Origin of the sequence: Novosphingobium hassiacum, from assembly GCF_014196055.1 — a bacterium.
Taxonomy (GTDB): Bacteria; Pseudomonadota; Alphaproteobacteria; order Sphingomonadales; family Sphingomonadaceae; genus Novosphingobium; species Novosphingobium hassiacum.
In genome coordinates this window covers 358,597-383,699 of the sequence record NZ_JACICY010000002.1, presented here as the reverse complement: position 1 = coordinate 383,699, position 25,103 = coordinate 358,597, and the positions used below count along the sequence as shown (strand labels likewise).

At 65.6% G+C, this 25,103-nt stretch carries 26 protein-coding genes; 12 read left to right on the top strand and 14 right to left on the bottom strand.

The window, feature by feature from the left end; translation table 11 throughout:
• Window positions 1-68: 68 nt before the first annotated feature.
• Window positions 69-929: an OmpA family protein gene (locus tag GGQ88_RS06530; protein WP_343057112.1), complete on the top strand. Its 861-nt coding sequence runs from the start codon at window positions 69-71 to the stop codon at window positions 927-929.
• Window positions 930-1,080: 151 nt separating this feature from the next.
• On the opposite strand, the gene GGQ88_RS06525 is transcribed toward GGQ88_RS06530, so the two are convergent.
• Window positions 1,081-1,686: an HAD-IA family hydrolase gene (locus tag GGQ88_RS06525; protein ID WP_246385579.1), complete on the bottom strand. Its 606-nt coding sequence runs from the start codon at window positions 1,684-1,686 to the stop codon at window positions 1,081-1,083.
• Between the two features lie 126 nt (window positions 1,687-1,812).
• Window positions 1,813-1,938, bottom strand: a complete 126-nt coding sequence (ykgO, locus tag GGQ88_RS06520) for a type B 50S ribosomal protein L36 (RefSeq protein ID WP_011446910.1) — start codon at window positions 1,936-1,938, stop codon at window positions 1,813-1,815.
• Between the two features lie 183 nt (window positions 1,939-2,121).
• On the opposite strand from ykgO, the gene GGQ88_RS06515 reads away from it, so the two are divergent.
• Complete coding sequence (locus GGQ88_RS06515; RefSeq protein WP_183612306.1) at window positions 2,122-2,889, top strand: hypothetical protein; 768 nt, start codon at window positions 2,122-2,124, stop codon at window positions 2,887-2,889.
• A gap of 29 nt (window positions 2,890-2,918) precedes the next feature.
• Here GGQ88_RS06515 and galE read toward each other — a convergent pair whose 3' ends face one another.
• A complete protein-coding gene (gene galE, locus GGQ88_RS06510) occupies window positions 2,919-3,920 on the bottom strand; it encodes a UDP-glucose 4-epimerase GalE (RefSeq protein ID WP_183612305.1) in 1,002 nt (333 codons plus the stop codon).
• Window positions 3,921-4,015: 95 nt separating this feature from the next.
• On the opposite strand from galE, the gene GGQ88_RS06505 reads away from it, so the two are divergent.
• Genes GGQ88_RS06505 through GGQ88_RS06495 form a run of 3 tightly spaced genes read left to right on the top strand, consistent with a single transcriptional unit; the run spans window position 4,016 to window position 6,501 of the window.
• Window positions 4,016-4,699 carry a DUF4136 domain-containing protein gene (locus GGQ88_RS06505; RefSeq protein ID WP_183612304.1) on the top strand — a complete coding sequence of 228 codons (684 nt, stop codon included), beginning with the start codon at window positions 4,016-4,018 and terminating at the stop codon, window positions 4,697-4,699.
• A gap of 60 nt (window positions 4,700-4,759) precedes the next feature.
• Window positions 4,760-5,374 (top strand): DUF4136 domain-containing protein, encoded by a 615-nt coding sequence (locus tag GGQ88_RS06500; protein WP_246385577.1) that lies wholly within the window; start codon window positions 4,760-4,762, stop codon window positions 5,372-5,374.
• Window positions 5,371-6,501 carry a M14 family metallopeptidase gene (locus GGQ88_RS06495; RefSeq protein WP_183612303.1) on the top strand — a complete coding sequence of 377 codons (1,131 nt, stop codon included), beginning with the start codon at window positions 5,371-5,373 and terminating at the stop codon, window positions 6,499-6,501. Before GGQ88_RS06500 ends, GGQ88_RS06495 begins: the two co-directional genes overlap by 4 nt.
• 255 nt (window positions 6,502-6,756) lie before the next feature.
• Here GGQ88_RS06495 and arsC read toward each other — a convergent pair whose 3' ends face one another.
• From arsC to GGQ88_RS06480, 3 genes are all read right to left on the bottom strand, one after another.
• Complete coding sequence (gene arsC, locus GGQ88_RS06490; RefSeq protein WP_183612302.1) at window positions 6,757-7,098, bottom strand: arsenate reductase (glutaredoxin); 342 nt, start codon at window positions 7,096-7,098, stop codon at window positions 6,757-6,759.
• Between the two features lie 129 nt (window positions 7,099-7,227).
• Window positions 7,228-7,737 carry a (2Fe-2S)-binding protein gene (locus tag GGQ88_RS06485; RefSeq protein ID WP_183612301.1) on the bottom strand — a complete coding sequence of 170 codons (510 nt, stop codon included), beginning with the start codon at window positions 7,735-7,737 and terminating at the stop codon, window positions 7,228-7,230.
• A 32-nt stretch (window positions 7,738-7,769) separates the two neighbouring features.
• A complete protein-coding gene (locus tag GGQ88_RS06480; protein ID WP_183612300.1) occupies window positions 7,770-8,534 on the bottom strand; it encodes a class II aldolase/adducin family protein in 765 nt (254 codons plus the stop codon).
• Window positions 8,535-8,706: 172 nt separating this feature from the next.
• On the opposite strand from GGQ88_RS06480, the gene GGQ88_RS06475 reads away from it, so the two are divergent.
• Together GGQ88_RS06475 and GGQ88_RS06470 are read left to right on the top strand one after the other, a co-directional pair.
• Window positions 8,707-9,891, top strand: a complete 1,185-nt coding sequence (locus GGQ88_RS06475; RefSeq protein WP_183612299.1) for an acyl-CoA dehydrogenase — start codon at window positions 8,707-8,709, stop codon at window positions 9,889-9,891.
• On the top strand, window positions 9,891-11,066 hold the full coding sequence (locus GGQ88_RS06470) for an aminotransferase (RefSeq protein ID WP_183612298.1): 1,176 nt from the start codon (window positions 9,891-9,893) through the stop codon (window positions 11,064-11,066). Before GGQ88_RS06475 ends, GGQ88_RS06470 begins: the two co-directional genes overlap by 1 nt.
• 9 nt (window positions 11,067-11,075) lie before the next feature.
• On the opposite strand, the gene GGQ88_RS06465 is transcribed toward GGQ88_RS06470, so the two are convergent.
• The gene (locus GGQ88_RS06465) at window positions 11,076-12,752 is read right to left on the bottom strand and encodes a hypothetical protein (protein WP_183612297.1); all 1,677 of its coding nucleotides are present in this window, start codon (window positions 12,750-12,752) and stop codon (window positions 11,076-11,078) included.
• Between the two features lie 230 nt (window positions 12,753-12,982).
• Here GGQ88_RS06465 and GGQ88_RS06460 point away from each other — a divergent pair, with 230 nt between their 5' ends.
• Window positions 12,983-14,893: a TIR domain-containing protein gene (locus GGQ88_RS06460; RefSeq protein WP_183612296.1), complete on the top strand. Its 1,911-nt coding sequence runs from the start codon at window positions 12,983-12,985 to the stop codon at window positions 14,891-14,893.
• Window positions 14,894-14,916: 23 nt separating this feature from the next.
• Window positions 14,917-15,204 carry a hypothetical protein gene (locus tag GGQ88_RS06455; protein WP_183612295.1) on the top strand — a complete coding sequence of 96 codons (288 nt, stop codon included), beginning with the start codon at window positions 14,917-14,919 and terminating at the stop codon, window positions 15,202-15,204.
• Between the two features lie 169 nt (window positions 15,205-15,373).
• On the opposite strand, the gene GGQ88_RS06450 is transcribed toward GGQ88_RS06455, so the two are convergent.
• Window positions 15,374-16,534, bottom strand: a complete 1,161-nt coding sequence (locus GGQ88_RS06450; protein ID WP_183612294.1) for a serine protease — start codon at window positions 16,532-16,534, stop codon at window positions 15,374-15,376.
• 26 nt (window positions 16,535-16,560) lie between these two features.
• Here GGQ88_RS06450 and GGQ88_RS06445 point away from each other — a divergent pair, with 26 nt between their 5' ends.
• The gene (locus GGQ88_RS06445; RefSeq protein ID WP_183612293.1) at window positions 16,561-17,244 is read left to right on the top strand and encodes a Crp/Fnr family transcriptional regulator; all 684 of its coding nucleotides are present in this window, start codon (window positions 16,561-16,563) and stop codon (window positions 17,242-17,244) included.
• A 5-nt stretch (window positions 17,245-17,249) separates the two neighbouring features.
• On the opposite strand, the gene GGQ88_RS06440 is transcribed toward GGQ88_RS06445, so the two are convergent.
• The 4 genes from GGQ88_RS06440 to GGQ88_RS06425 all read right to left on the bottom strand — a co-directional run bounded on the left by GGQ88_RS06440 (window position 17,250) and on the right by GGQ88_RS06425 (window position 20,531).
• Window positions 17,250-18,863, bottom strand: coding sequence for a hypothetical protein (locus tag GGQ88_RS06440; RefSeq protein ID WP_183612292.1), 1,614 nt, complete (start codon window positions 18,861-18,863; stop codon window positions 17,250-17,252).
• 133 nt (window positions 18,864-18,996) lie between these two features.
• The gene (locus GGQ88_RS06435) at window positions 18,997-19,335 is read right to left on the bottom strand and encodes a UrcA family protein (RefSeq protein ID WP_183612291.1); all 339 of its coding nucleotides are present in this window, start codon (window positions 19,333-19,335) and stop codon (window positions 18,997-18,999) included.
• A gap of 182 nt (window positions 19,336-19,517) precedes the next feature.
• Entirely contained in the window at window positions 19,518-19,772 is a 255-nt protein-coding gene (locus GGQ88_RS06430) for a hypothetical protein (RefSeq protein WP_183612290.1), read from the bottom strand.
• Window positions 19,773-19,913: 141 nt separating this feature from the next.
• Window positions 19,914-20,531 (bottom strand): retropepsin-like aspartic protease family protein, encoded by a 618-nt coding sequence (locus GGQ88_RS06425; RefSeq protein WP_183612289.1) that lies wholly within the window; start codon window positions 20,529-20,531, stop codon window positions 19,914-19,916.
• Between the two features lie 158 nt (window positions 20,532-20,689).
• On the opposite strand from GGQ88_RS06425, the gene GGQ88_RS06420 reads away from it, so the two are divergent.
• Window positions 20,690-22,099: a methyl-accepting chemotaxis protein gene (locus tag GGQ88_RS06420; protein ID WP_183612288.1), complete on the top strand. Its 1,410-nt coding sequence runs from the start codon at window positions 20,690-20,692 to the stop codon at window positions 22,097-22,099.
• Window positions 22,100-22,246: 147 nt separating this feature from the next.
• Here the strand turns inward: GGQ88_RS06420 and thiS are convergent, their stop codons facing one another.
• Window positions 22,247-23,239, bottom strand: coding sequence for a sulfur carrier protein ThiS (gene thiS / locus GGQ88_RS06415; RefSeq protein ID WP_183612287.1), 993 nt, complete (start codon window positions 23,237-23,239; stop codon window positions 22,247-22,249).
• Between the two features lie 44 nt (window positions 23,240-23,283).
• The gene (locus GGQ88_RS06410; protein WP_183612286.1) at window positions 23,284-23,655 is read right to left on the bottom strand and encodes a MerC domain-containing protein; all 372 of its coding nucleotides are present in this window, start codon (window positions 23,653-23,655) and stop codon (window positions 23,284-23,286) included.
• 249 nt (window positions 23,656-23,904) lie between these two features.
• Here GGQ88_RS06410 and GGQ88_RS06405 point away from each other — a divergent pair, with 249 nt between their 5' ends.
• A complete protein-coding gene (locus GGQ88_RS06405) occupies window positions 23,905-24,960 on the top strand; it encodes a COX15/CtaA family protein (RefSeq protein WP_183612285.1) in 1,056 nt (351 codons plus the stop codon).
• The last annotated feature ends 143 nt before the right edge of the window (window positions 24,961-25,103 follow it).

The following is a 25,103-nucleotide window of genomic DNA, read 5'->3' as shown; positions in this document are numbered from 1 at the left end:
GTACTATTCATCTGCCAGAAAGAATTCTCGCAACAGGCCTGCAATCGAAATCAGTGAGGAGACTTTTCGTGACCAGCCTTTCCAGAACAGCGGGCCTTGCTCTCCTGCTGGGCACGGCAACGTTGTGCCCATCGACCGGCGTCTGGGCGCAGGAGCAGAACCCCAACATCATCGTCGAAGGCGAAGCCCTGCCCGACATGGCCGAATTGACCAAGGGGCCTGAAATCAAGGGTGTCATCACCGCGCGCAAGGGCGACAAGATGAAGGTCACTGCTGCCGACGGCACGAGCACGGTGATCTTCCTGAACGATGGCACGACGGTAAAGGCCAGCACCGGCCTGTTCGGCGCCAAGAAGCTGGATATGACGAACCTGCTCAACGGCTTGCCGGTCACCGTCAAGACCATGCAATCGGGCACCAACCTGCTCGCCAGCCAGATCACTTTCAAGAATGGCGATTTCAAGACCGCCAACATGATCCGCAACGGAACCGCGCAGGGGTTTGCCGAACAGAGCGCCGCAACCGAAGGCCTGCGCAGCCGGATGGGCGACATCGACAACTACAACGTCAAGGCGACGACCAACGTCTATTTCGACACCGGCAAGGCTGCACTATCGCCGCAAGCCCGCGCCGAACTATGCCAGGCAGCCTCAACCGCCGAAGGCATGGACAACGCGCTGCTGCTCGTGGTCGGCTACACCGATTCGGTCGGGCCTGAGGACTACAACCAGACGCTCAGCGAAAAGCGTGCCGCCAGCGTGATCAACTACCTGCAGCAGCAGTGCCGCTGGAAGCCGTACCGTATGCTGACCCCAACGGGCATGGCCGAATCCGATCCGGCGGCCGACAATTATACTGCGGAAGGCAAGGCGCAGAACCGGCGCGTGGCGGTCAACGTTCTTGTCAGCAAAGCCATCGACGGCTTTTGATGACGGCGCGGCGGGTTTCGGATTGTTGTAACCCGCCGTAGCCCGTTCGTGTCGAGCCCCTCGTCAAGCTCGGGATAAACTTCGGGCGAAGCCCGAAGTCGAGACACAGTGCGCATGTGTCTCGACTTCGCGCGACACGAACGGATGGTGTTTAGAGCAACCCCAACCCAATTAACCGCACCTCAAGTGCGCCCGCATCGCCGGTAAAGTGAAACGCCTGCCAGCCCAGCCGCCGCGCTGTCTCGACGTTCGGCGCGCTGTCGTCGATGAACAGCATCGCGTCTGGGCTGCAGCCGAACCGCCGCGCCGCCAGATCGAAGATCGCCTCACCCGGCTTCACCAGCCGCTCAACCCCTGAAATCACGATGTCGCGCATGTGGTTCAGAATCGGGAATGTGGGCCGGAACAACGCCCAGGCTTCCACGCCGAAATTGGTGATCGCGTACTGCGGCACGCCCCGCGCGGTCAGGCGCTCGATCAATTCGTGCGTTCCGGCAACAGGTCCCGGTATGCTTTCAAGCCAGTCGGTCGCATAAAGCGCGATCAGATCGGCATGGTGTGGAAATTCGGCCTGCCTTGCCGCCACCATCTGCGCAAACGGCACGCCCGCATCGTGCTGCATGTGCCACTGCTCGGTCACGACTTCACTGACGAATCGGGTGCGCGCGCCGTCATCGGGGATCGCATCGCGATAGATTCGCGCCAGATCCCATTCGACCAGCACCCGGCCGATATCCCAGACGACAGCTTCGACCAAATCCGATGCCCCACAAACGACAGCGCCCCCGCGTTTCGGCGGGGGCAACACAGCTTCACAAGGAAGCCTGCCGGTGTTTCCGATGCAGCCCCGCCGTCGCGAGACTGCACCGAAACTCTGAAAGTCTTAGCCCTGACGCGCCTTGAAGCGCTTCTGGGTCTTGTTGATCACATAGACGCGGCCACGACGACGGATCACGCGGTTGTCCCGGTGACGATCCTTGAGCGACTTCAGGCTATTGCGAATCTTCATGTCGAATCCCTTTGCCCGAGCTGACCGGGCTGAAAACTGAAGCGTGGCCGTTAAAGAGGGCATTCCACCAAGTCAACCCTGCCAGCGCCGCCGCGCTTGTCAAAACGTGTTCCGCGTGCAAATCCCGGGCAACCCCGATGAACCGAAATGCGGATACAGTACGCCGGTCCGCGAAAGGAAACCATGCCAGCGCAAGCCATACCGGGTGTACTGCATGTGCCGGGACAGCCCCGCTTCCTCAACGCTGCGCTGATGGCTCCCAATGTCTTCGAATGCGACATGCCTGACGCGATCATCGACGAGCTTGCACCGCTAGCCATCGAGACGCGGCGAATGGAGGAAAAGGGCGCGCGTTACACCCTGTCCAACGGAGTGCGGCTGTATAACGAGCGCCCGAGCGGCTGGAGCAGCGATATCTGCTGGCTGAGCCACGCCGACAAACCTGCCTACGACTGGTTCGAGCAGGTCTTCCATCGCAGCGGGGTCGGCCCGATGGTTGCGCCGTTCGTTCCCCACGACCGCGAGATCAGGCTTTACGCAGGGTTCTTCGTGACACGCAGCAGTTGCACGGCGCTCAACATGCATTGCGACTGGCTGACGCAGGACAACCAGGCGTTCACGCTGATGGCCCCGCTTACCGCCAACACCGGCGGCCTGGGGCTCACGTATGAGAGCGTGCGCAACGAGCGCCCCACACTGACCTACCGCTTGGGCAAGGGCATCGTCTTCGGCACCCATTTCCGGCATTCCACCGCCCTTGGCGAGCTGGACGAGCGCGCGGTGTTTCTGTGCTTCAATTTCGGCACGGACCGCATGGAGCACTGGCCGCAGATTGCGCGCACCATCGCCAAGCAATGCGATTTCCTGCGCCAGCCCGACGGCACATTCCTGCGCTACACCGAGTGGCGCGCGCAAAACGCGAAGACACCGGATGAGGCCAGCCTGTACTAAGGGCCGCCTGTACCGAGAGCGGGCCTTACCTAAGCCTGAGCCATCTCGCCCAGCTTGCGCTCCCACGCCAGCGCGTGTGACACAATCGTATCGAGATCGGCGTATTGCGGGACCCACGGCAGCGTTGCCCGAATCGCTGCGTTGTCCGATATCAGCGCATCGGGATCGCCCGCACGGCGCCCCTCCAGCTTGCGCACGATCTTCTGGTTGGTCACCCGGTCCACCGCGTCCAGCACTTCGAGCACCGAGAACCCGCGCCCATAGCCGCAGTTCATCGTCAGCGAGCGGTCCGGCTGTTCGACCAGCGCCTGCAACGCCAGAACGTGTGCGGCGGCCAGGTCGGATACGTGGATGTAATCGCGCACGCCCGTGCCATCTGGCGTCGCATAGTCGGTGCCATAGACGCCGACCGATTCGCGCTTGCCCAGCGCCGCCTCGACCGCAACCTTGATCAGGTGCGTCGCGCCCGCCGTCGACTGCCCGGTGCGCGCCTGCGGGTCGGCACCTGCGACGTTGAAATAGCGCAGCGCGCAATAGTTGAGCGGGTGCGCCTTGGCCACGTCACCGAGCATCGCCTCGGTCATCAGCTTGGACATGCCATAGGGATTGATCGGCCGCTGCGGGCAATCCTCGCGCACCGGCGATGTCTCGGGGATGCCGTAAGTCGCAGCGGTCGACGAAAAGATGAAATGCGGCACCCCGCCGGTCACCGCAGCCTCGATCAGCGCGCGGCTCTTGGCAGTGTTGTTGTGGTAGTACTTCAGCGGGTTCTCGACCGATTCGGGCACGACCACCGATCCGGCAAAATGCATCACCGCCTTGATGCCCTGCTCGGCGATGATCCGCGCGACCAGTTCCGAGTCGGCGATATCGCCTTCATAGAAAGGCACGCCTTCGGGCACCGCAAAGCGGAAGCCGGTCACCAGATTGTCGATCACCGAAACCGGCCACCCCGCATCCTTCAACGCCAGCACCGCGTGGCTTCCGATATAGCCTGCACCGCCGGTGACGAGAACGGGTAGCTTGGTCATTGGCAATAGCTCCTCGGCGGCGTTCATACCTGCGACAGCGGCACGGGCTTACACGTGTTAGTAGGTCGTCCACATTGCAAACAGGAAAACAACGAATGAAGCTCCCATTGCTTTCCTGTGCGCTCGTTGCAAGCCTGGCCTTGCCGGTGTTCGCGCAAGCCCAGCCCTATCCGCAGGGCGGGGCATGGGGTTCACCGCTGGGCGATCAGCGCCTGCGCGGTGAGGATGGCCGCCGCTCTACCGGTCCCGCCGCCCGCGTCGATGTCGAGGCTTTCCGCGCCACGGGTTCCGCCGCACAGCTCGGCAAGGGCCCGATCACCGTCGCCGCTGCCCCCGGTGCCGAGGCCGAATGGAAGCTCCCGGTTTACGAAGCCGCCGTCGTCGATCAGCTTGCCAAGCTCGGCTACGACACCGCCGTCAGCGGAGCGACTGGCGGCCAGATCGCGCAGATCGGCATCACACACCAGACCGTCGTTCCCGAAGAGCCCAAGCGCAAGCCAGTGTCGGGCGAGATGGCGGTCGGCGTGTCCAACCGCGGCAGCTACACTGCACTGGGCCTCAACATCGACTTGACCAAGCCGCGCAAGGCCATCGTCGCGACCCGCCTCGACGTGCGCATCCGCGACCGCGCAAGCGATCGCGTGCTGTGGGAAGGCCACGCCATCGCCCAGACGCGCGAGGACGACGAAGGCCTCGACAACGGCGCGGTCGCCGCCCGCCTCGCCTCGGCGCTGTTCGACAGGTTCGAAAGCGCCACCGAGATCGCGCCCATCGGCTGACGCCACCTGTGCTGTGCCATTTGGCATTGCGCGCCACCTGCAGACGTCGCACCGTCTTGCATGAACAACCGGATCGCTGACATGAAATGCCTTGCCGCCGCAGTCGCCCTGCTGTCACTCACGACCTCCCCCGTCGTGGCGAAGCCTGCGGAGATCGAGGTTACCGCGTTCCACACCCCGCAGACGGTCGCTCGCCTGAGCGGCGCAGCGGTCATCGTCGAATCGGCACCCGGCACCGATCCCGCCAGCCTCGAACAGGCCGTGTGGCGCGATGCCGTGGCGCGCGAACTACTCGCCGCAGGCTTCGGCACCGCCACCCCGGGCGCGGCCAACGCCATCGCCCAAGTCGAGGTCGATCGCGAGACCGTGCGCCGCGAAGGCGCGCGCGGTCCGTTCAGCGTGGGTGTCGGCGGATCGACCGGCAGCTACGGCGGCGGCGTGGGCCTCGGGCTCGGCCTCAACCTTGGCGGCGGTCCCAAGGAACTGGTGCTGACGCGCCTGTCCGTGCGCATTCGTGACCGGATCACCGGCGAAGCGCTATGGGAAGGCCGCGCCGAATCGCGCGAGAATGCCAAGGCGAAGGAAGCCGCTCCCGCTCTTGCCGCACCGCGCATGGCGCGCGCCCTCTTCGCGGGCTTCCCCGGCAAGTCCGGTGCGACTATCAAGGTGAAATGAACCAGATCAGCATCAACGCCGCATTCGATTCCGGTAACATCGAAGTCCGTTCCATCGACGGCACCACCGCCCGGCTCGCGATCCGCAAGGACCGGGATTCCGAGTTCTTCCAGTGGTTTCATTTTCGCGTGGACGGTGCCGCCGGACGCGCGCTTACGCTCAAGATCACCGGACTTTCCGCGTCGGCCTATCCCGGCGGCTGGCCCGCCTACCGCGCCGCCTTTTCAGAAGATCGCGAATTCTGGGGCCGCACCGAAACCAGCTACGACGCCCAGGAAGACGGCGGTACGTTGACCATCCGCCACACCCCGGCTGCCGGGACCTGCTGGTTTGCCTACTTCGCGCCCTATTCGATGGAGCGCCATCACGATCTGGTCGCACAGACCGCCGCCTGCGATGGAGTCGAATTGCGCAACCTCGGCCTCAGCATCGAAGGCCAGCCGATCGACTGCCTGTCACTCGGCGATGGCCCCAAGCAGGTCTGGCTCTACGCGCGCCAGCATCCCGGCGAATCGATGGCCGAATGGTGGATGGAGGGCGCGCTCGACATGCTCACCGATCCCGCCGACCCCCACGCCCGCGCGCTGCGCCAGCGCTGCCGCTTCCACATCGTGCCCAACGCCAACCCCGATGGCTCGTGCCGCGGCCACTTGCGCACCAACGCGGTCGGCGTGAACCTCAACCGCGAATGGCATGAACCCTCGGCGGAACGCTCGCCCGAAGTCCTGGCGATCCGCAACGCGATGGATGCAACCGGCGTCGATTTCGCCATGGACGTACACGGCGACGAAGCGATCCCCTACGTGTTCATCGCCGGGTTCGAAGGCATCCCGTCATGGACCGAAGTACAAGGTGCCGCCTACACCCGCTACCGCCAGATCCTCGAGCGGCGCACGCCCGATTTCCAGACCAAGCGCGGCTATCCCACCGCTGGCGCAGGCCGCGCCAACCTGTCGATGTCGACCAACCAGCTTGCCGAACGCTTCGGCTGCGTGGCGATGACGCTCGAAATGCCGTTCAAGGACAACGACGACCTGCCATGCCCGGCGCAGGGCTGGAGTCCGGAACGCTCGAAGCTGCTGGCGCGTGAATGCCTCGCCTCGCTGCTCGAATGGCTTCGGGATTGACCATCTTTACCCACTGTTAAGGGGTCGGCGCGTAACCACGGGTCATGGTTCGCTCCGTCTCCTTGGCTCACGCTCCGCATGCCCCCTTCGTGCTGCACGAAATAGCGCGCAAGCTGATCGTGCTCGGCAGTGCCATGGCGCTGATCCTCGCAGGCAAGCCCCTGCCCTTCTAGGGCGCGCTAGCTGAATCCTACCAACGAGATAAACCCGTTCGTGTCGAGGAAACCTCAACCCGACGTCAGCGCAGCGCGTCCGTCACAGGATCTCCAGCACCTTTTCTTTCGGACGGCACAGCCGCACGCCCTTGTCGGTCTCGACCAGCGGACGCTCGATCAATTTCGGCTCAGCAACCATCGCTGCCAGCACCGTCGCGTCATCGGCCTGTGGCAGCCCGCGTTCTTCGGCATCGGTGCCATTCAACCGCAAACCCTGCTGCGGCGTGATCCCGGCATCGCGGTAAAGCTGCGCCAGCTTGTCGGCACTCGGCGGGGTCTTGAGATATCCGATCACCGTCACATCGGCACCCGCTTCCTCGAGCAGCGCCAACGTATTGCGCGAAGTCCCGCAGCCGGGGTTGTGCCAGATCGTTGCCTTCATCGTCTCTTCTCCAAATCAACCAATCATGCGTCCCCGCGAAGGCGGGGACCGCAGGAGGTTGCACGCCAAGGCCTGAGGCCCCCGCCTTCGCGGGGGAGCAATTGAATATTGTCGCGGCATGACCCGCAGCTACCCCGCCCCCGGCGCCACGATCGCCGGCGGTGGCGCGGCACTGATCGTCTCCTCGCCCCGCAGCACCCGCGCCGCGCGCTGGATCGCACGCGTCAAGCGCGGGTACACCCCGCAGCGGCAGATATTGGTAATCGCGCGCCCGATGTCCTCGTCGGTCGGACTGGCATTGGTCGTCAGCAAGGCCGCCGCCGCCATCACGATCCCCGGCGTACAGAACCCGCACTGGATCGCCTGTTCTGCCACCAGCGCCTGCTGCACCGGGTGCGAGCGATCGGCGGAAAGCCCTTCGATCGTGGTCACGCTGCGTCCTTCGGCCTCGCCCAGCGACAGCGTGCAGCTCGGCATCGCCTGCCCGTCGACGATCACCATGCACGCGCCGCACTCGCCCGTCCCGCAGCCGTACTTCGTGCCGGTCAGGTTGGCCGCATCGCGCAGCGCCCACAGCAACGGCGTATCGTCATCAAGACGATACTGCACGGGCTGGTTGTTGACGGTAAGGCGGGCCATGAAGCGGCTCTAGCCCGCCACCTACGCCGCAATCAATCCCGCCAACTGCGATCGATCCTGTCGATCCGCCGCGTCCAAGCCGCAAAGTCGGCCTCGCCCACCGCGCCACCGGCATTGACCTGCCCAAGATCGCGCTGGTGCACCTGCACCACGGCGTCGGGCACGCGCACCACCGGCTGGCCCATCGACAGCGTCGCGATCTGGATCTCGCAGGCGCGCTGCAAGCTCCACTGCGTGAGGAACATCTGCTGCAGAGTCCTGGCCATAACCACCGGTCCATGATTGCGCAGCATCAGGATGCGCTTGTCGCCAAGGTTTGCCAGCAGCCGCTCGCCTTCCTCTGCGCGCACGGTCACGCCCTCAAACTCGTGATAGGCGACCTGACCTGTAAAGCTGCAGGCGTAGAAGTTGATCGGCATCAGCCCTTCGGCAAGGCTGCACACCGCCATCGTCTCGGTCGTGTGGACATGCGAGATCGCGTGGGCCCACGGCAGATGCCGGTGGAAATAGGCATGCTGGGTAAAGCCCGCCTGATTGACCGGATAATCGCTATGCGCCAGCTTGTTGCCGTCGAGGTCGATCTTGACCAGGTTCGATGCGGTCACCTCGCAATAGAGCAGCCCGAACGGGTTGATCAGGAAAGCGTTGTCCTCGCCCGGCACCTTCAGCGAGATGTGGTTGTAGATCGATTCGGACCAGCCGAGGTGGTCGTAGATGCGATAGCACGCCGCCAGCTCCTGCCGGGCCTGCCACTCGGCGTCGCTGCATTCGATGTTGGACCGCAGTTGGGTAGCCATCACGCGCTCTCCGGATTTATCGTTGCTATACGCAACTTGTATCGCATGACCTGCAAGGCGCAAGTCGCCCGCGCGGGGCACATTCTTTCGCGCCACCACAACAAATGAACAAAAGGCGTGTTGATGCGGTCGCGAGACAATGCCAATCGTCAAGCAATCAGGAGATACGAAAATGGCAGGCATGGTCCGGTTCGATTGGGAAGACGCGCTGGCGCTCGAAGGCCAGCTTACCGACGATGAACGGATGATCCGCGACGCGGCGCGCTCCTTCGCGCAGGACCGCCTGCAGCCGCGCGTGATCGATGCCTTCGCCAACGAGCACACCGATCCCGAAATCTTCCGCGAGATGGGCGCGCAGGGCCTGCTGGGGCTGACCCTGCCCGAGGAATACGGCTGCGCCGATGCCGGCTACGTCGCCTACGGCCTCGTCGCGCGCGAGGTCGAACGGGTCGATTCAGGCTACCGCTCGATGATGAGCGTGCAGTCGAGCCTCGTCATGTTCCCGATCTATGAATACGGCTCGGAAGAGCAGCGCCGCAAGTACCTGCCCAAGCTCGCCACCGGCGAATGGATCGGCTGCTTCGGCCTGACCGAGCCCGACGCCGGGTCCGACCCGGGCGGCATGCGCACCCATGCCAGGAAAGTTGACGGCGGCTACGTGCTCAACGGCACCAAGACCTGGATCTCCAACGCGCCGATCGCCGATGTCTTCGTGGTCTGGGCCAAGAGCGACGCGCACAGCGATGGCATCCGCGGCTTCGTCCTCGAAAAAGGCATGAAGGGGCTGTCCGCGCCCAAAATCGAGAACAAGATCTCCCTGCGCGCCTCGATCACCGGCATGGTCGTGATGGAAGACGTGTTCGTGCCCGACGACGCGCTGCTGCCCAACGTGCAAGGGCTGAAAGGCCCGTTCGGCTGCCTCAACCGCGCCCGCTACGGCATTTCGTGGGGAGCTTTGGGCGCTGCCGAATTCTGCTTTGCCGCCGCGCGCCAGTACGGCCTCGACCGCCACCAGTTCGGCCGACCGCTTGCCGCCACGCAGCTATTCCAGAAGAAGCTGGCCGACATGCTCACCGACATCACGCTCGGCCTCCACGCCAGCTTGCGCATCGGACGCCTGATGGACGAAGGTGCCTTCGCGCCCGAGATGATCTCGATCGTCAAGCGCAACAACGTCGGCAAGGCGCTCGACATCGCCCGCACCTCGCGCGACATGCATGGCGGCAACGGCATTTCGGGGGACTATCAGGTGATCCGCCACATGGTGAACCTTGAAACGGTCAACACCTACGAAGGCACGCACGATGTCCACGCGCTGATCCTGGGCCGCGCCATCACCGGAATCGCCGCGTTCTGATGACCGATCCCGCGCAGCGGCTGGCACCCGTCTACCGCGACATGCCGCTCACCGTGTTCGAACACATGTCAGGCCTCGCGCGCGATCTGGGCGCGATCAATCTCGGGCAGGGCTTCCCCGACGATCCGCCCCACCCTGCCCTGCTGAACGCGCTCGCCCACGCGACTGCGGAAAAATCGCACCAATATCCGCCGATGGCGGGCCTGCCCGAACTGCGCCGCGCCATCGCAAGGTTCTACGCCCGCACCCAGCACCTCGCCATCGCGCCTGAAGGCGTGATCGTCACCAGCGGCGCGACCGAGGCTATCGCTGCCGCCATCCTCGGCGTCGTCTCACCGGGCGACGAAGTCCTGCTCTTCGCGCCCGCCTACGATGCCTATGCGCCGATGATCCGGCGCGCTGGCGGCGTGCCCGTGTTCATCCCCCTGCGCCCGCCGCATTGGGGCTATGACCGCACCGCGATAGACGCCGCGATCACCCCGCGCACCCGCGCGCTCGTGCTCAACGATCCGCTCAACCCCACCGGCACGCTTGCCAGCCCCGCAGACCTCGCGATGCTCGCGCAAGTCTGCACCGCGCACGATCTGATCGCGATCTGCGACGAGGTGTGGGAAAACGTCCGCTTCGACGGCAATCCCCACGCCTCGCTGCTGGCCCAGCCGGGTATGGCCGCACGCACGGTCAAGATCGGCTCGGCCGGCAAGATCTTCGGCGTCACCGGGTGGAAGGTCGGCTGGCTGATCGCCGCGCCCGAGATGGCCGCAGTGCTCGCCCGCGCGCACCAGTTCCTCACTTTCACCACTCCGCCGATGCTGCAGTGGGCCGTCGCCGCCGGGCTCGATCAGCCCGCTATCGCGCAAGCCTGCAGCGACCGCTGGGCGCAGACCCGCAGTGCCTTGCTCGAAGGCCTGTCCCGCGAAGGCTTCGCCGTGCTCGACAGTGCCGCCACCTGGTTCGCCTGCATCGATCTGGCCGCATCGGGCATCCCGCTCGACGACCGCACTTTTGCCGAACAGGCGGTGCGTGAAGCACGCGTCGCATCGATCCCGCTTTCAGCGCTATGGGAAGGCCCCGACGCCCCGCGCCACATCGTCCGCCTGTGCCACTGCAAGCCCGAAGCCCTGCTCGAACAGGCGATCACGCAGCTGGCACGCTGGCGCGACAGCATCGGATAGCACCGCCGCTCAGCCCGGAATGGCCAGTCGGCGCCCCTCTGCCAGCAGCCGCCACGAGGCGACGTCGGCGATCATCGTGGCCGATGCCGCGCGGCAGAAGCCCTGCAGCCCCTCGGCGCTACGCGGCCCCGCATCGAGCCTGTCGAGCAACAGCGTCAGCCCCGCAGCGATGCGATGCGAGCGTTCGGCGATCCCCTCGAAGTCGATGATCACCCTGATCCCGTAGCTCGCCGTAGCAACCGCAGGCAAACCGGCCGACAGCGCGGTCAGCGGATACTTCAGCGCCGCCGCCACTTGGGGCAGGGTCGCGCAAAGACCCAGCCAGATCACCGCTGCCAGCAGGACTATGCCGAACAGAATCTCGCCGAACCGCTCGATCCGGTGCGCGGCGCGGTGCATCCGTCCGGCCGTCGCCGCATTCCACGCGGACTGCCGCCGCACCGCCTCGATCGCCTCAAGGCCCGAGGCCGCGGGGTTGGACAGGTCGATCGAGCGCAGCGGCGCAGCGCGCGTGAACGCGGTGACATAGGCGCTGGCCCACCCCCCATCGCCGACGCCCGCGATCCGCCCGATCGCCAGATACCGCTGGATCGACGCGACGCGCAGCAGTTCGGCCACCTCGCGCGATTCCAGCCAGCGGTCCTGCCAGTTGCGGCGGCGTCCGACGACGGTATTGGCCAGCAGCAACAGGATCGTCACCACCTCGAGCAAGACGAACACCCATTTCCAGTGTCCCGCCAGCACCGATCCCGCCGCCAGCACCACCGCCAGCGCTGCGAGGCCGAAGTTCACGATCACCGCCGATCGAAACGCCTGCGCCGCCTCGACCGCCGCCGCATCCCACCACCCGAATGCCTCGCTCAGCGCGTCACCGGCAGCAGACATGGGGGAAGCAGATTTCGCCGAACCGGCCCCGGCCAGTCGCAGCAGCGCCGGATAGACCCGGTGGCCCACCCCGAACGATGGCAGTCGGCTTAGCCACGCCCATTCTGCAACCGCGCTTTTGCCATCAGGCAGCGAGACAAGCTCCGCGACCAGCCCTTCCAGCCGCGCTTCGGGCAGGCGCGGCAGGTCGGCAAAGCGCGATGCGTACGCGTCCAGACTTGCGCTGCGGAGTTCCACCTGCAGCCCGTCGGTCGAGACCGTCACCACCGGAACGCCGCGCCGCGCCGCTTCCTCGATCACCTCGCGCGTGCCGCCCCGGCCCCGGCCCGGACCGCCATCCCACACCGCGATCAGCAGGTCCACGTTCTCGAGCAACACCAGCCCCGCCCGGTCATAAGCGCGCTCGCGTGCCGCAACTTCCCCATCAAGCACGACACTGGCCTGTGCCGCTGCAACCAGCTGTCGAAACTCATCTCGCGCCGCCGCATCGGCGAAATCGCCCTCGTAGACGTCCGCCGCGAACGGCAGCACCGCGACCAGCGCCATGCCGCGCGCCAGCGCGACACGCGCCGCAATCCGGTCCGCACCTTCGGCAAGCGCCGAAACCAATCGTGGCGGAACCGCGGCCCCATGTCCGCCCTTCGCCGCCGTGGCGCCAAGCGCCTCCTCGACCACCCCGAACAGCCGCCCGAGACATCGCGCGATCGCGGGCTGATCGACCAGCCGATCGGGCCTGTGACCCACGATCCCGATCCCGAACCCGAGCGGTGGAAGCGGTGCCTGAACGTCATATCCGGGCATGTATCGAACCGGCCCCCGCCTGCTTCGCTATGCCGGATGCGCCAGCCCGCTGCAGGCACAGTAACCACGCCGCGCAATTCTTGCCACCCACCAATCGGACCGTCCACAATTGCGCATGAGCAATGGCCGAACGCGCACATCTGCTATATGCCTGACAGTAATCGGGGGATTTAATGGGGGGTGAAGTCGATGCTCGGCAGTCTTGACGCCCGGCCGGGAACATCCCGGTAATGGTCGACCCTCCACGCAGCGTCTTCCTCAGCTACGCCTCTGCCGACCGCAAGGCGGCCGTCGCCGTTGTCGCCCTGCTCGAACAGGCGGGGTTCAGCGTATGGTGGGACGGGTTGCTCGAAGGCGGCGAACGCTTCTCCAAGACCATTGCCGACGCACTCGAAGCCGCCAGTGCCGTGGTCGTGCTGTGGTCGGCCACCTCGACGTCATCGTACTGGGTCCATGACGAGGCCGAACACGGGCGTAACTCCGGTCGGCTCGTGCCGCTGTCGATCGACGGCTCGCTCCCGCCGCTCGGCTTCCGCCAGTTCCAGGCCATCGACATCGGCAAGTCGCTGGGCAAACCCGATAGCGAGCCTGCGCAGAAGTTCCTGCGCGCCGTCGCCGCGCTCCACCAACGCGAACCGCAGGCGATACCGCCCCGCACGCCCGCACGCCGCCCCGCGCTGGTCACCCGCCGCGCCGCCATCGTCGCGGGCAGCGTCGCGGTGGTTGCGGTCGGCAGCGGCATCGCGCTGCGTAACCGAGGCGGCTCACCCAAGCCCAGCATCGCCGTTCTGCCTTTCGCCAACCTGACCGGCGAGGCCGAACAGCGCTATTTCTCCGACGGCCTGACCAGCGAAATCCGCACCCGCCTGATCCGCAACCCGATGCTGCAGATCGTGGGGCAAGCCTCGTCCGAAACCGTCGACCGCCAATCGGGCGACATCCGCAAGATCGCCAGCGAGCTTGGCGTCGCGTTCGTCCTGTCGGGCAACGTCCAGCGCGCTGCGGGTCGCGTCAAGATCGCGGCGCAGATGGCCGAAGGGTCCACGGGCCTCAGCAAATGGGCGCAAAGCTACGAACGCCCGCTCGCCGATATCTTCGCTCTGCAGAACGAGATCGCCGGAACCGTCGCGCAGGCCTTGTCTGTCGCGCTCGGCCCGCGAGAAACAGACGCGGCGGGCGCGGTCGGCGGCACTACCGATGTCTCTGCGTTCGATGCCTACTTGCGCGGGCGCGACCTCTACGAAGCCGGGATCGACGAGGCCAGCGACCGCGCGGCGCTGGCCTATTTCGACCGCGCGATTGCGCTCGATCCGTCCTACGCCGGGGCGCACGCCGCCCGCTCGCGCGCGCTGATGGTCATCGGCAACCTCTATGACGATGAAGCGGGGCGCACGCTCGGCTATGCCAGCGCCGTCGCCGCCGCCAAAAAGGCCACCACGCTCGCGCCCGCTTTTGCCGAGGGCTTCTCCGCGCTCGGCTTTGCCTATTCGAGCGGCCTGCTGGACATGCGCGCCGCGGTTGCTCCTTACCAGCGTTCCTACGAACTCGCCCCGGGCGATGCCGACATCCTCGCGCGCCACGGGACCTTCCTTGGTCGCCTGCGCCGGACCGATCAGGCCGCAAGCGTCATCGCGCGCTCGGCAACGCTCGATCCGCTCAACGCCCGCACCTTCCGGTCGAGCGGCGACGTCCGCTTCGTCGCCGGGGACAATGCCGGGGCGATCGAGCAATACCGCCTCGCGATCTCACTCAATCCAACGCTCTCGGGCATCCATTCGCTGATGGGCTTTGCCCAGCTCATGCTCGGCGATCTCGATGCCGCCGCGCAGTCGTTCGAGCGCGAGAAGAGCCCGCCGCGCCGTCTGCCCGGCCTTGCGATCATCGCGCACAAGCGCGGCAACCGCGCCGCCGCGCAAACGGCGCTCGACGATCTGGTCAGGCAGATGGGCGACAAGAGCCTCTACCAGTACGCGCAGATTCATGCCCAGTGGGGCGAGCCCGATCGCGCGCTCGACGAACTCGACAAGGCGTGGAGGCTGCGCGACGGTGGCTTCCTGATGATGTACAGCGATCCGCTGCTGATCCCCTTGCGGGAAACGCCACGGTTCCGCTCGCTCGCTGCCGCCGCAGGATTTGCATAAGACCAAGCAACAAGGGGAATACGATGCGCAAGATTATCGTCACCATACTCGCGGCCGGGACCGCCTGCGCACTCGCCGGATGCCACAGCATGAGCGACGCCCCCGCGACAGCCGCATCGGTCAAACCCGCCTCCACTTCCACCCAGACCGCACCCGATCCGCAGACCGGCGTCGTCGAGCGGACCGGTCCGCAAGAGCAGACGGGCGTGGTCGAACGCACCGGACCTCAGGAACAAACCGGCGTGGTCGAGCGCACGGGGCCGCAGGAGCAAACGGGCGTCGTGGAACGCACCCCGCCGACCGAGCAGTAAAAGGCGGTTTGGTTCTGCAAGCACCGATGGCGGACACCCACCCCGCTGGGACTGATCACTTGCGGTCCGATAAGTCTCGCTCCCCAAGGGGATAAGTCTCGCTCCCCTCCCTTAAGGGAGGGGTTGGGGGTCGGTTTACGACAGCTATGCTGCTCGCCGCAATTATGCCCTAACGCGCAGCAGCGGCCGGGACACGCACCACCCGGCCGCTCGCGGCGGCGCGCTTGGCCTGCCTGATCCAGTCGGCATAAGCCGAGACGCGCGTGTAGACCGCAGGCTTTCCCGCGCCGCAACCGGTCCCGCCCGATACCAGCCCGACCAGCACGCGGCGGCCGTTGGCGCCCACTCGCGTCAACGGCCCCCCGCTGTCGCCCTGGCAGCTGTCCTTGTCCAACGCGATCGCGCCATCGGCATCGCGGCTTGCCGCGCATAGCATGCCCGCATCGTAGAACCGGCCATATTCGGCCTGGCACATTGCGTCCGGCAGCCATGCCAACTGCAACTGCCGCAAGGCCGAGGGATTGCGCTGGACGTTGCCCTCGTTGTCGAGCCGCGTGACCATGACCTTGGCATCGCGCGATCCCATCCAGCCCCATCCGGTCACCAGCAGATCCTCGTCGGGGCGAAAGTCTGGGTCCGACGGCACCATCGTCCGGATCGCGGCCAGCCGCTTGGCCGACTTGAATTGCGCCAGACGGGCATCGGGCCGCAACCGGATCAGCGCGATATCATCCAGCTTGCGCTCCGAATTGTAGCCCGCATGGATCACCACCGCGTCGATATCGAAGAAGCCGTCGGTCACCAGCAGCGACAGCGTGCCAAGCCGCACCCGCCGGTCGGTCAGCACGTTCCCCGCCTTGCCGTTGAAACCGGGAATGTTGTCCACGCAATGCGCGGCGGTAATCACGAAGCCGTCGCCCAGCCACGATCCGCCGCACTTGTGCGCCAGTTCGTAATCGGCGCGCAGGTCGAGGTAGATCTTGCACGGATCGCCGTGGGCCAAGCTGCGATCATACTCGCGGTCGGCTTCGCTATAGCTCGGCGAGGACAGGATCTCGGCCTGCCACAGCCCGTTTTCCTTTTTCGCGGTGGTGCCGCCGACGACGCGCCGGACCTTGGACAGTCGCCGCGCCTCGCAATCGCCTGTGGGGATGACGGGCCCGGCGTTTGCAGTCTGCTCCGTATCGGCCACTGCGGCGCTGTCCTGCGCCATCACGCGCGCAGGCCCCGTCAGGGTCATCGCTAACACGGCAAGAAGCGCCAGTGTCGCCCGCACACGCTGTGCCATGATCATCGCCCTCCCCGCCTCCGTGCTGCCTTTGCGTGCCATCCCGGTTCCTGTAGTCTGCGGTCACGATGACGCCCGCACAACCTTACCCTGAAGCTGAAATGCCCGCGCTGCTGGCGGGCTTCTTCGCCTGCGCACAGGACGTCGCGCTCCAGATTGCCGCCGCGTCGCGCGACGCGCGCTTCCCTGCGCGCACGATCATCGTCAGCCTCGGCGCGCGGTGCGATCATGTCCACGTCGTGCTGTCGGGCAGGGCACGCGCGCGCGCGATCTCGCTCGAAGGGCGTCAGGCGATGCTCGAGGAGTATGGCCCCGGCGACATCTTCGGCGAAGGCGCGCTGCTCGCGATGACCGAACAGGAGCTCGAGATCGTCGCGCTCGACATGGTCCGCGCCGCCGTGCTGCTGGCGCACGTGATGCTCGGGCTGATGAGCACGCACGCGTCGGTCGCCATGGCCGTATCGCGCCAGATGATCGCGCGCCTTTCCGCCCAGAACCATCGCCTTGCCGGCAGCAGCACGCTCTCGGCCACCGGCCGCGTCCATGCCGAGATCCTGCGCATGGCGCGCGAGAGCGACGACCTGACGATCGCCCCGCCCCCGGTGCTCAGCCAGCTGGCGCTGCGGGTCCAGAGCACGCGCGAAACCGTCTCGCGCACGATCGCTGCATTGCAACGCCGCGGGATCATCACCCGCGACGAACAGGCGCTGCGTGTCGTCGCCGAACATCGCCTCGAAGAACTGATCTACTAGAGCCATCACGCCAGCCCCGGTGCCACGCGGCGCAAGGCGTGAATGCGCAATTCGCCCACCTCGCCCAGCGGCTCGGCATAGACCTCGTCGCCTGCCGCCAGAAACAGCGCCGAGGCGAACGCCTCGCTGACCGTGATCGTTCCGGGAAACGCCACCGCCGCGATCGCGCCGAGCTGGTCCACCGGCCGCCCGATCAGCGCCTCGGGATCGCTCAGCCAGTGCGCCAGGCCGTAATGCCCCGCGATCGTAAGCCCGAACTGCCCTGTCGGAATCAGCAACGCCGCGCGGGCAAAGGCATAGGCGCTTTCGGGATCGGTGAACGCCATGATCCGGCTGTTGCCGCAGGGCAGCACCACCTCGGGCTTCGCGGCAAGGTCCGCCAGCGCGGTCCGGAACGGCAGCAGCACATCGGCCACCGCATCGGCCAGCCCGGCCTCGTCCAGATCGGCAAGGCCCGCGAACTCGATCTGCAGCATCGCCGCCAGCCGTCGGTCGGCGCGGCCTTCCAGCGCGGTGCGCGCGCCCGATGCCACCACCGGCGCCGCTCGCGGTGCGCGCAGCACTTGCGTCGCCCGCCCGGTCGAGGCCCAGCGCTCGACATCGCGCGCAGTGTGGATGCCGGCTCCGAGCGGCCCCGGCGCATCGTCGACGATCACCAGTTGCATCGCCTCGCTGCCCAAACTGCGGCTATGGCGCACCGCCGATCCCATCGCGACGTCGGCGGCAAGGTGGCTGGCGAGCGGCTCATAGGCGCCGGTATCGCGCGCGGTTTCGGTCCAGCTTGCAGCAGCGTCGCGGCACGCAAGAAATCGTGCCTCCCAGTCGGCTCCGTAGGGCCGCACCGATTGCGCCACGAACGCATCTTCACGCAACGGCAGCACGACATGCAGCTCGCCCCCGCTCTCGAGTACGCGCTCGGCGATCGTCAGGTCCGCCCCCGCAGCCAACGCACCAAAGGCAAAGCCGACATGCGAAGCCGCCAGCATGTCATCGATCCGCTCGATCAGCGCGCCGTCCGCCTTCGCGCCGACACCGAGATGGCCGGCATAGTGCATCGCCGCGGGCGGCCTGAATGCGTCGAGCCAGCGGTCGTCGCTGCCGGTCGCCTCACAGATCATGCGCAGTTGTCGCAGCGTGCTGGCGTGGTCCTCGAACGCACGCGGTGCCTGCGCGATCGCACGCGCCAATGCCGCTTGCGCAGCTTGCCCGTCACCGCGCAACAAGTGCGCCTCGGCCTTTGCCGCCGCGATCAGGAACGGCGTTTCATGCAGGGGCTGCGCACCGCCAAGCCACGCCAGCAATTCCCCCGCCAGCACGGCGGCACGCGCGCGATCACCCGCCAGCAGCGTCAGCGTCGCCACGTTCAGCCGCGTATAAAGCTGCGGCCCCAGCGCATCGGCCCGTGCATAGGCAGCGGCGGCCTGCGCGAATCCGGCCTCGCGCTCCACGGGCGGCAGGCACAACGCGCGATCCTTGAGCAGCCGCGCGTGAACCGCCAGCGCCGCCGGATCATCGCTGAGCCGGTCATAGCCGCCGTCGCGGAACAGGCGCTCGGCATAGCCGATGGCACCGGCCCGCGCTGCAGTGATGATCGCCGGCAAACCGGCCAGTAATGTCATGGCTTCATCCTGCAGCGAAAGTATGTCGGATTTTTCGATGCAACCCCTGGCGCGATGCTGGATCACGTCGCCCGATTAAGCAAGCAAAGCCCCGCCGATACGCTCGGCGGGGCTTTGCTTCATTGCGGTTCGATCACGGATGTGCAGGCGCAGCCAGGACCAGCGTGTGTTCGCCCTTGGCGGTCCGCGCCGACGCGATTTCGGTCTTCAATCCAGCCAGCGCATTGTCGCGTGCCTTGACGAAGCAGGGGCGGTCGTAGGTCAGCAGGCCTTGGCTGCTCTGCTGCGGCGTCTGGCAAACCTTGATCGCGGCCTTGCGGATGCGCAGTTCGATCGTCTTGACCGCAGCCGGGTCGAGCAGGTCGGCGCCCTTGATCATGACGTTGATCGTGGGGATTTCCTCGGCCTGCGCTGCGCCGCATGCAAGGGTTACAGCGGCAATGGCGAGAGCGATCAGCTTGGTGGTGGTCATCGGGTTTCTCCTGTGTGCCCTGTTGGCAGAAGGAGAATTAGGCCCCATCGAAAAACCCGACGCGTGACGGCCATCACGGGGTCGATTTCGCTCAGATATAGGCGAAAAAACTCAAACCCTCACCCCGCCCACGCCAGCCACGGGCCTTGGCAAACCGGAAAATCGCCATCGCTCGCCGGGGTTCAGGATTTCGAGCCGGAATTGGAATTGCCACCCGGCTTCACCTCTTCCTCGCCCAGCTGTCCGCCGCCATGATAGGCGGTCTCGCTCTGCCCGCCGTGCCATTCCTTCTTCGGCGGCGCCTTGCCGGTATGGGGGTTGGGATAGGCCCCGCCTGCGCTCTCGCCGCCACCTTTACGCGGCGTATTTGTTCCGTCGGGCGCGCCCTTGTCCTGCGGCTTGCCCATCCCTTGCGTCGGCTGCGTGTCCTCGCTCATCGCCCATACCTTGTCTGAATTGCCTGTGGCAGAACAACGGTCGAAGCCTGCATTTCTATCCCCACGCGGTTTGATACGACTGCGACGACCGGCTGGAACCCGCGCAAAAGGAGCAGCGCATGCACGCGCGCGTCGCCAGTCTCACTGCGTGCTCGCCTTCCCGGGCGCCATGATCAGGGTTTTCCCCTCCACCCGCCAGGACGCGAGCCGCGACAGGAAGTTCATTCCCAACACATCGACGTTGCCCAGAGCCGGGGAAATGACAACGCTCAGGTTGCGCGCCTCGATCCCGCCGAGGTCGAGCCGCTCGATCCGTCCGGTTTCAGCAGGCACCGTGCCGTTGGCGGTCCGGACCATGACCGGTACGCCGCCCACCGACCGCTCGACGCCTGCAGCATCTGCTGTCTGCGTCGAGATCGCGGTAACCGTCGCGCCGCTGTCGACGAGCATCCGCCGCTCAACCCCGTTGATCATGACCCGGGCCCAGAAATGCCCGTCGCGCGCCATCGTGATCCGCAATTCGTCGCCGACCACTTCCTGACTGTCGAGCCCGAGCCGATCGGTCAGCCGCGACAGGTTCGGATCGAACGGCGCTTGCTGGAACAGCAGGAACAGGCAGAATGCGAGCAGGCCGAACGACAGCAGCGAACGCAAGACCTTACCGACAAAGGGAATCTTGAACAGCGCGATCAACAGCAGCGCCGCGATCACCGCATAGACCGCAAGCTGCAGCCATTCAGGATTGGTCGTTATCGGCATGAATTCTCCGCAAAGCCTGCGCCATGAACCGTTGCCGGTCAGGTTCGATCCCGCCGACGCACCTCTGTAAATATGCGTAGGTCATCCCTGCGCAGACGTTCACACCCTGCCCCTAAAAACCGCTGTCATGATCAAATGTTGAAGGCGGAAGTACACCCATGTTGCACTGGTTCGAAACGCAAGCCCCGATCCGCACGAAGTTCCGTGTTCTTCTGATTGGCCTAACGGCCATCACCGGCCTCAATGTGCTGGCGATACCGGCGCTGATGTTTGCGCCCGCCCAATCGTTCTGGCTCGTAACGCTGATCGCGGTGGGATCGACCCTCGCCGTCGCCGCTGCACTGGCGATCGCGGGCGACCGTGTCTGCCGCCCCTACGTCGATACCGTGCTACGGCTCGAAGCGATGGCACAGGGCGACATTCAAAGCCCGATCCGCTATACGGAAAATGGCGATTGTGTCGGTCGCATGACGCGCGCGATGGACGGCTTCCGTAATACGACCGAGAGGGCGATCTCGCTCGAAGCGGGGCAGCGCATCATCATCGAACAGATGAACCAAGCCCTTGGCCGTCTTGCCCAGAACGACCTCAGCAACTCGATCGTCGAACCTTTCCCCGAGGACTGCGACAGCCTGCGCGTCAACTACAACCAGGGGGTCGCCAGTATTGCCGCGACGATGGCGAGCATCAGCGGCCTTGCCCAGAACGTGCTTGGCGGCAGCGACGAGATCAACGCAGCTTCGGCAGATCTTGCCCAGCGCAACGAACGCCAGGCCGCAAACCTGCAACGCGCTTCTGCGGCGATGAACGAAGTCACCTCGGCGCTTGCGACCACTGCGGCCCAGGCCAGTGAAGCCAACCGCTCGGTCGCGACCGCCGTCGAAAAAGCCTTTGAGGGCCAGGACATCGCGGCATCGGCGACCACGTCGATGCAGGAGATCGAACGCTCCTCGAATGAAATCTCACGCATCGTCGGCCTGATCGACGGCATCGCGTTCCAGACCAACCTGCTCGCGCTCAACGCCGGGGTCGAAGCTGCACGTGCGGGCGAAGCAGGCCGGGGCTTCGCGGTCGTCGCCACCGAAGTGCGTGCGCTCGCCCAGCGCTGCACCGATGCTGCCAGCGACATCAAGAAGCTGGTCACCGCCAGTTCGGGCGCGGTGGCGCAAGGCGTGACCACGGTCGAACGCACCCGCGAAGTGCTTGTGGAACTGTCCACCCGCATCAGCCAGATCAACAGCTTTATCACCGATGTTGCGGAAAAGACCGGAGATCAGGTGGCTCAGCTCAGGGATGTCAACGCAAGCGTGGCCGAAATGGACCAGATGACCCAGCAGAATGCCGCGATGGTCGAAGAATCCGCCGCCGCCGCGCGCAGCCTTGCCGAACAGGCGAACATCCTGTCGGAGAACGTCGGCGCATTCCGCATGCCCGCCGAAACGCGCAACCGCGACATTCGCACCGCGCCCCCACGTGCAGCCCGATCGCGCCCGGCGCCCACCCGCGCGACGTCGTCACTCCCGGCCCGAGCACCAGTCGCCGTCGGCCAGGACTGGGACGAATTCTAGAGCCACCCCTGACTTCCCCCTCCCGCACCCGGGAGGGTCTAGAGCCACCCCCGACTTCCTCCCTCCCGCACGCGGGAGGGTCTGGAACAACCCCCGTCTTCCCCCCTCCCGCACGCGGGAGGGGCCGGGGGTGGGCATCTTCCAGCCTCAGATCAATCCCGCCAGCGGGCTCGAAGGATCGGCATACTTGCGCGTGCCCATGCGCCCTGAAAGATAGGCATCGCGCCCGGCCTCGACCGCCAGCTTCATCGCCCGCGCCATGCGCAGCGGGTCCTTCGCTTCGGCAATCGCAGTGTTCATCAGCACCCCATCACAGCCGAGCTCCATCGCCACCGCAGCATCAGATGCAGTGCCCACGCCCGCATCGACCAGCACCGGCACCTTGGCACCCTCCACGATCAGGCGAATGGTCACGCGGTTCTGGATGCCGAGGCCTGATCCGATCGGCGCGCCCAGCGGCATGACCGCCACCGCGCCTGCATCTTCCAGTTGATTGGCCGCGATCGGATCGTCGGTGCAGTAGACCATCGGCAAAAAGCCTTCCTTGGCCAGCACTTCGGTCGCGCGGATCGTCTCGATCATGTTGGGGTACAGCGTGCGCGCCTCGCCCAAGACTTCCAGCTTCACCAGATCCCAGCCGCCCGCCTCGCGCGCCAGCCGCAAGGTGCGGATCGCATCTTCGGCGGTAAAGCAGCCTGCGGTGTTGGGCAGGTAGGTGATCTTCTTGGGATCGATGAAGTCGGTCAGCATCGGTGCCTTGGGGTCCGACACATTCACACGCCGCACCGCCACGGTCACGATCTCCGCGCCCGAGGCCGCCACGGCAGCGGCGTTCTGCTCGAAGTCCTTGTACTTGCCGGTGCCCACGATCAGCCGCGACGTGAAAGTGCGGCCCGCAACGGTCCATGTATCAGCAGTTGTCACGTCGCTCTGTCCTCCGCCGACGAAATGCACGATTTCCAGAACGTCCCCATCGGCGATCGGGACATTGGCCAGTGTCGATCGCGGCACGATCTCGCCATTGCGCTCGACCGCAACCTTGGTCGGCTCGAGTTCAAGGCTACGCACCAGATCGGCAATCGATCCGGGCGCGGCGCGGCGCGGTTCGCCATTGACGGTAAGGGATAGGGTCTCGCTCATGCCGCCCGCTTTAACGCGGGCAGGGCGGCGTGCAAGCGTTGCGCTCAGTGCGCCTGCCGGATGTTGAGGACGTGCGCGGTCGCCACAAGGATCACGCCGCACACGGTCAGCACGACTTCGGCATTGCCATGACCGACCGCCACCGCGCCCGCCATGAGCCCCAGCCCGGTGCCGCCCACCGCCAATGGCAGGAAGCGTCCATGGCGCAGCGCGCCGATACCGATGGTGGCCGCGCCGATCACCAGCGCGAAGGCCAGACCCCAACGATGGATGTCCGGGTCGAGCAACGCTGTCCCGCCCAAGCCGAGCATCCCGACAAGGAAGATACCCGCGACGCAATGTAGCAGGCACAGCCCTGAAAGGAGCACTCCGATCCGGTCCAGCCGGGCACGCAAGGCAAGCATGGCATCACTCATCCGGACGCTATATATGTTATACTGTATCATCCGACAAGAGTGCGGGTCATCGAATTTCATGACCACCGAAGCCGATCCACCGCGCAAGGTCGCTGCAGACCGGTAGATTGGGACCACAGCACCCCCACTACACCCCCCAGACACCCCACCGACCCACCCTCAATCCCCCACAACCACTTTGCCCTCCGATTCAGCCTGCCCGACAATGCCTATTGCGCTTTTCTGGGGCCGGGAGCAGGGGCTTCTGCCATGTCGACGAACCTCACTTCTTCGCGCGTGCCGAGCCCTAAAACCCTTGCGCGCTGGCTGTTTCTGGTCGCTTTCATGGTGCTCGCAATCGTCGCCGTCGGAGGGATTACCCGGCTCACCGAATCGGGTGTTTCGATCACCGAATGGAAGCCCGTGACGGGCACGATCCCGCCGATCACCGACGCGCAATGGCAGGCCGAATTCGACGCCTATCGCGCCACCCCGCAGTACCAGCGCGTCAATGGGCCGGCCGGTATGACGCTGGAAACGTACAAGTTCATCTTCTTCTGGGAGTGGGTCCATCGCCTGCTCGCTCGGACGATCGGCATGGTGTTCGCGATTCCCCTCGCCTACTTCTGGATTAAGCGCGCGATTCCAGAGGGTTACAAGCCTCGGCTGCTCGCGCTGCTGGCGCTCGGCGCGGCGCAGGGTGCGGTCGGCTGGTGGATGGTAAAATCGGGCATCGTCAACGACATAAAGGTCAGCCACTTCCGCCTTGCCACGCACCTGCTCGTCGCCCTGTTCACGCTCGGTGGCCTCGTCTGGACTGCCCTCGACCTCCTCGCGCTAGACAAGGGACAGCCCCGCTCGCGCCTTTCGAAGCTTGGCACGGTGGCGCTCATCATGCTGACATTACAGCTTTTTTATGGCGCTCTCGTCGCCGGCCTGCGCGCCGGAACGGCTGCCGGAGGCGGCTGGTTCAACTGGGACACCTGGCCGCTGATGCAGGGTAGCCTCTATCCCGAAGGCGTAGACTGGGCACTCGGCGCGGGCCACGCGCTGCTCTCAGACCCCTACCTCGTCCACTTCATTCACCGCTGGTGGGCATGGGCGGTCGTCGCAGTGCTGATCGTTGTCGCACGCAAGCTACGGAGAACACACAGAAAAGCCTCGATTGTACTCCACTCGGCATTTGGCACGCAGGTCCTGCTCGGCATCTTCACCGTATGGAGTGGCGTCACCCTGTGGATCGCAGTGCTACACCAGCTAATCGGCGCGGTACTCGTCGGCGTAACCGTGTGGAGTGCACATTTGCTGGGTTCGCGGCGCACCTGAAAACACGGCGGTATTATTTTACCTCTCTGCAAAGCCCCGCATTTGCTTGACTCTGGGGGCCATATGCAACAGAGGCGCGCTTCCTCGCCGTGATGCACAGGCCATCGCCTGCCGTGTCCGGTGTACTGAAATCCAGGGAACCG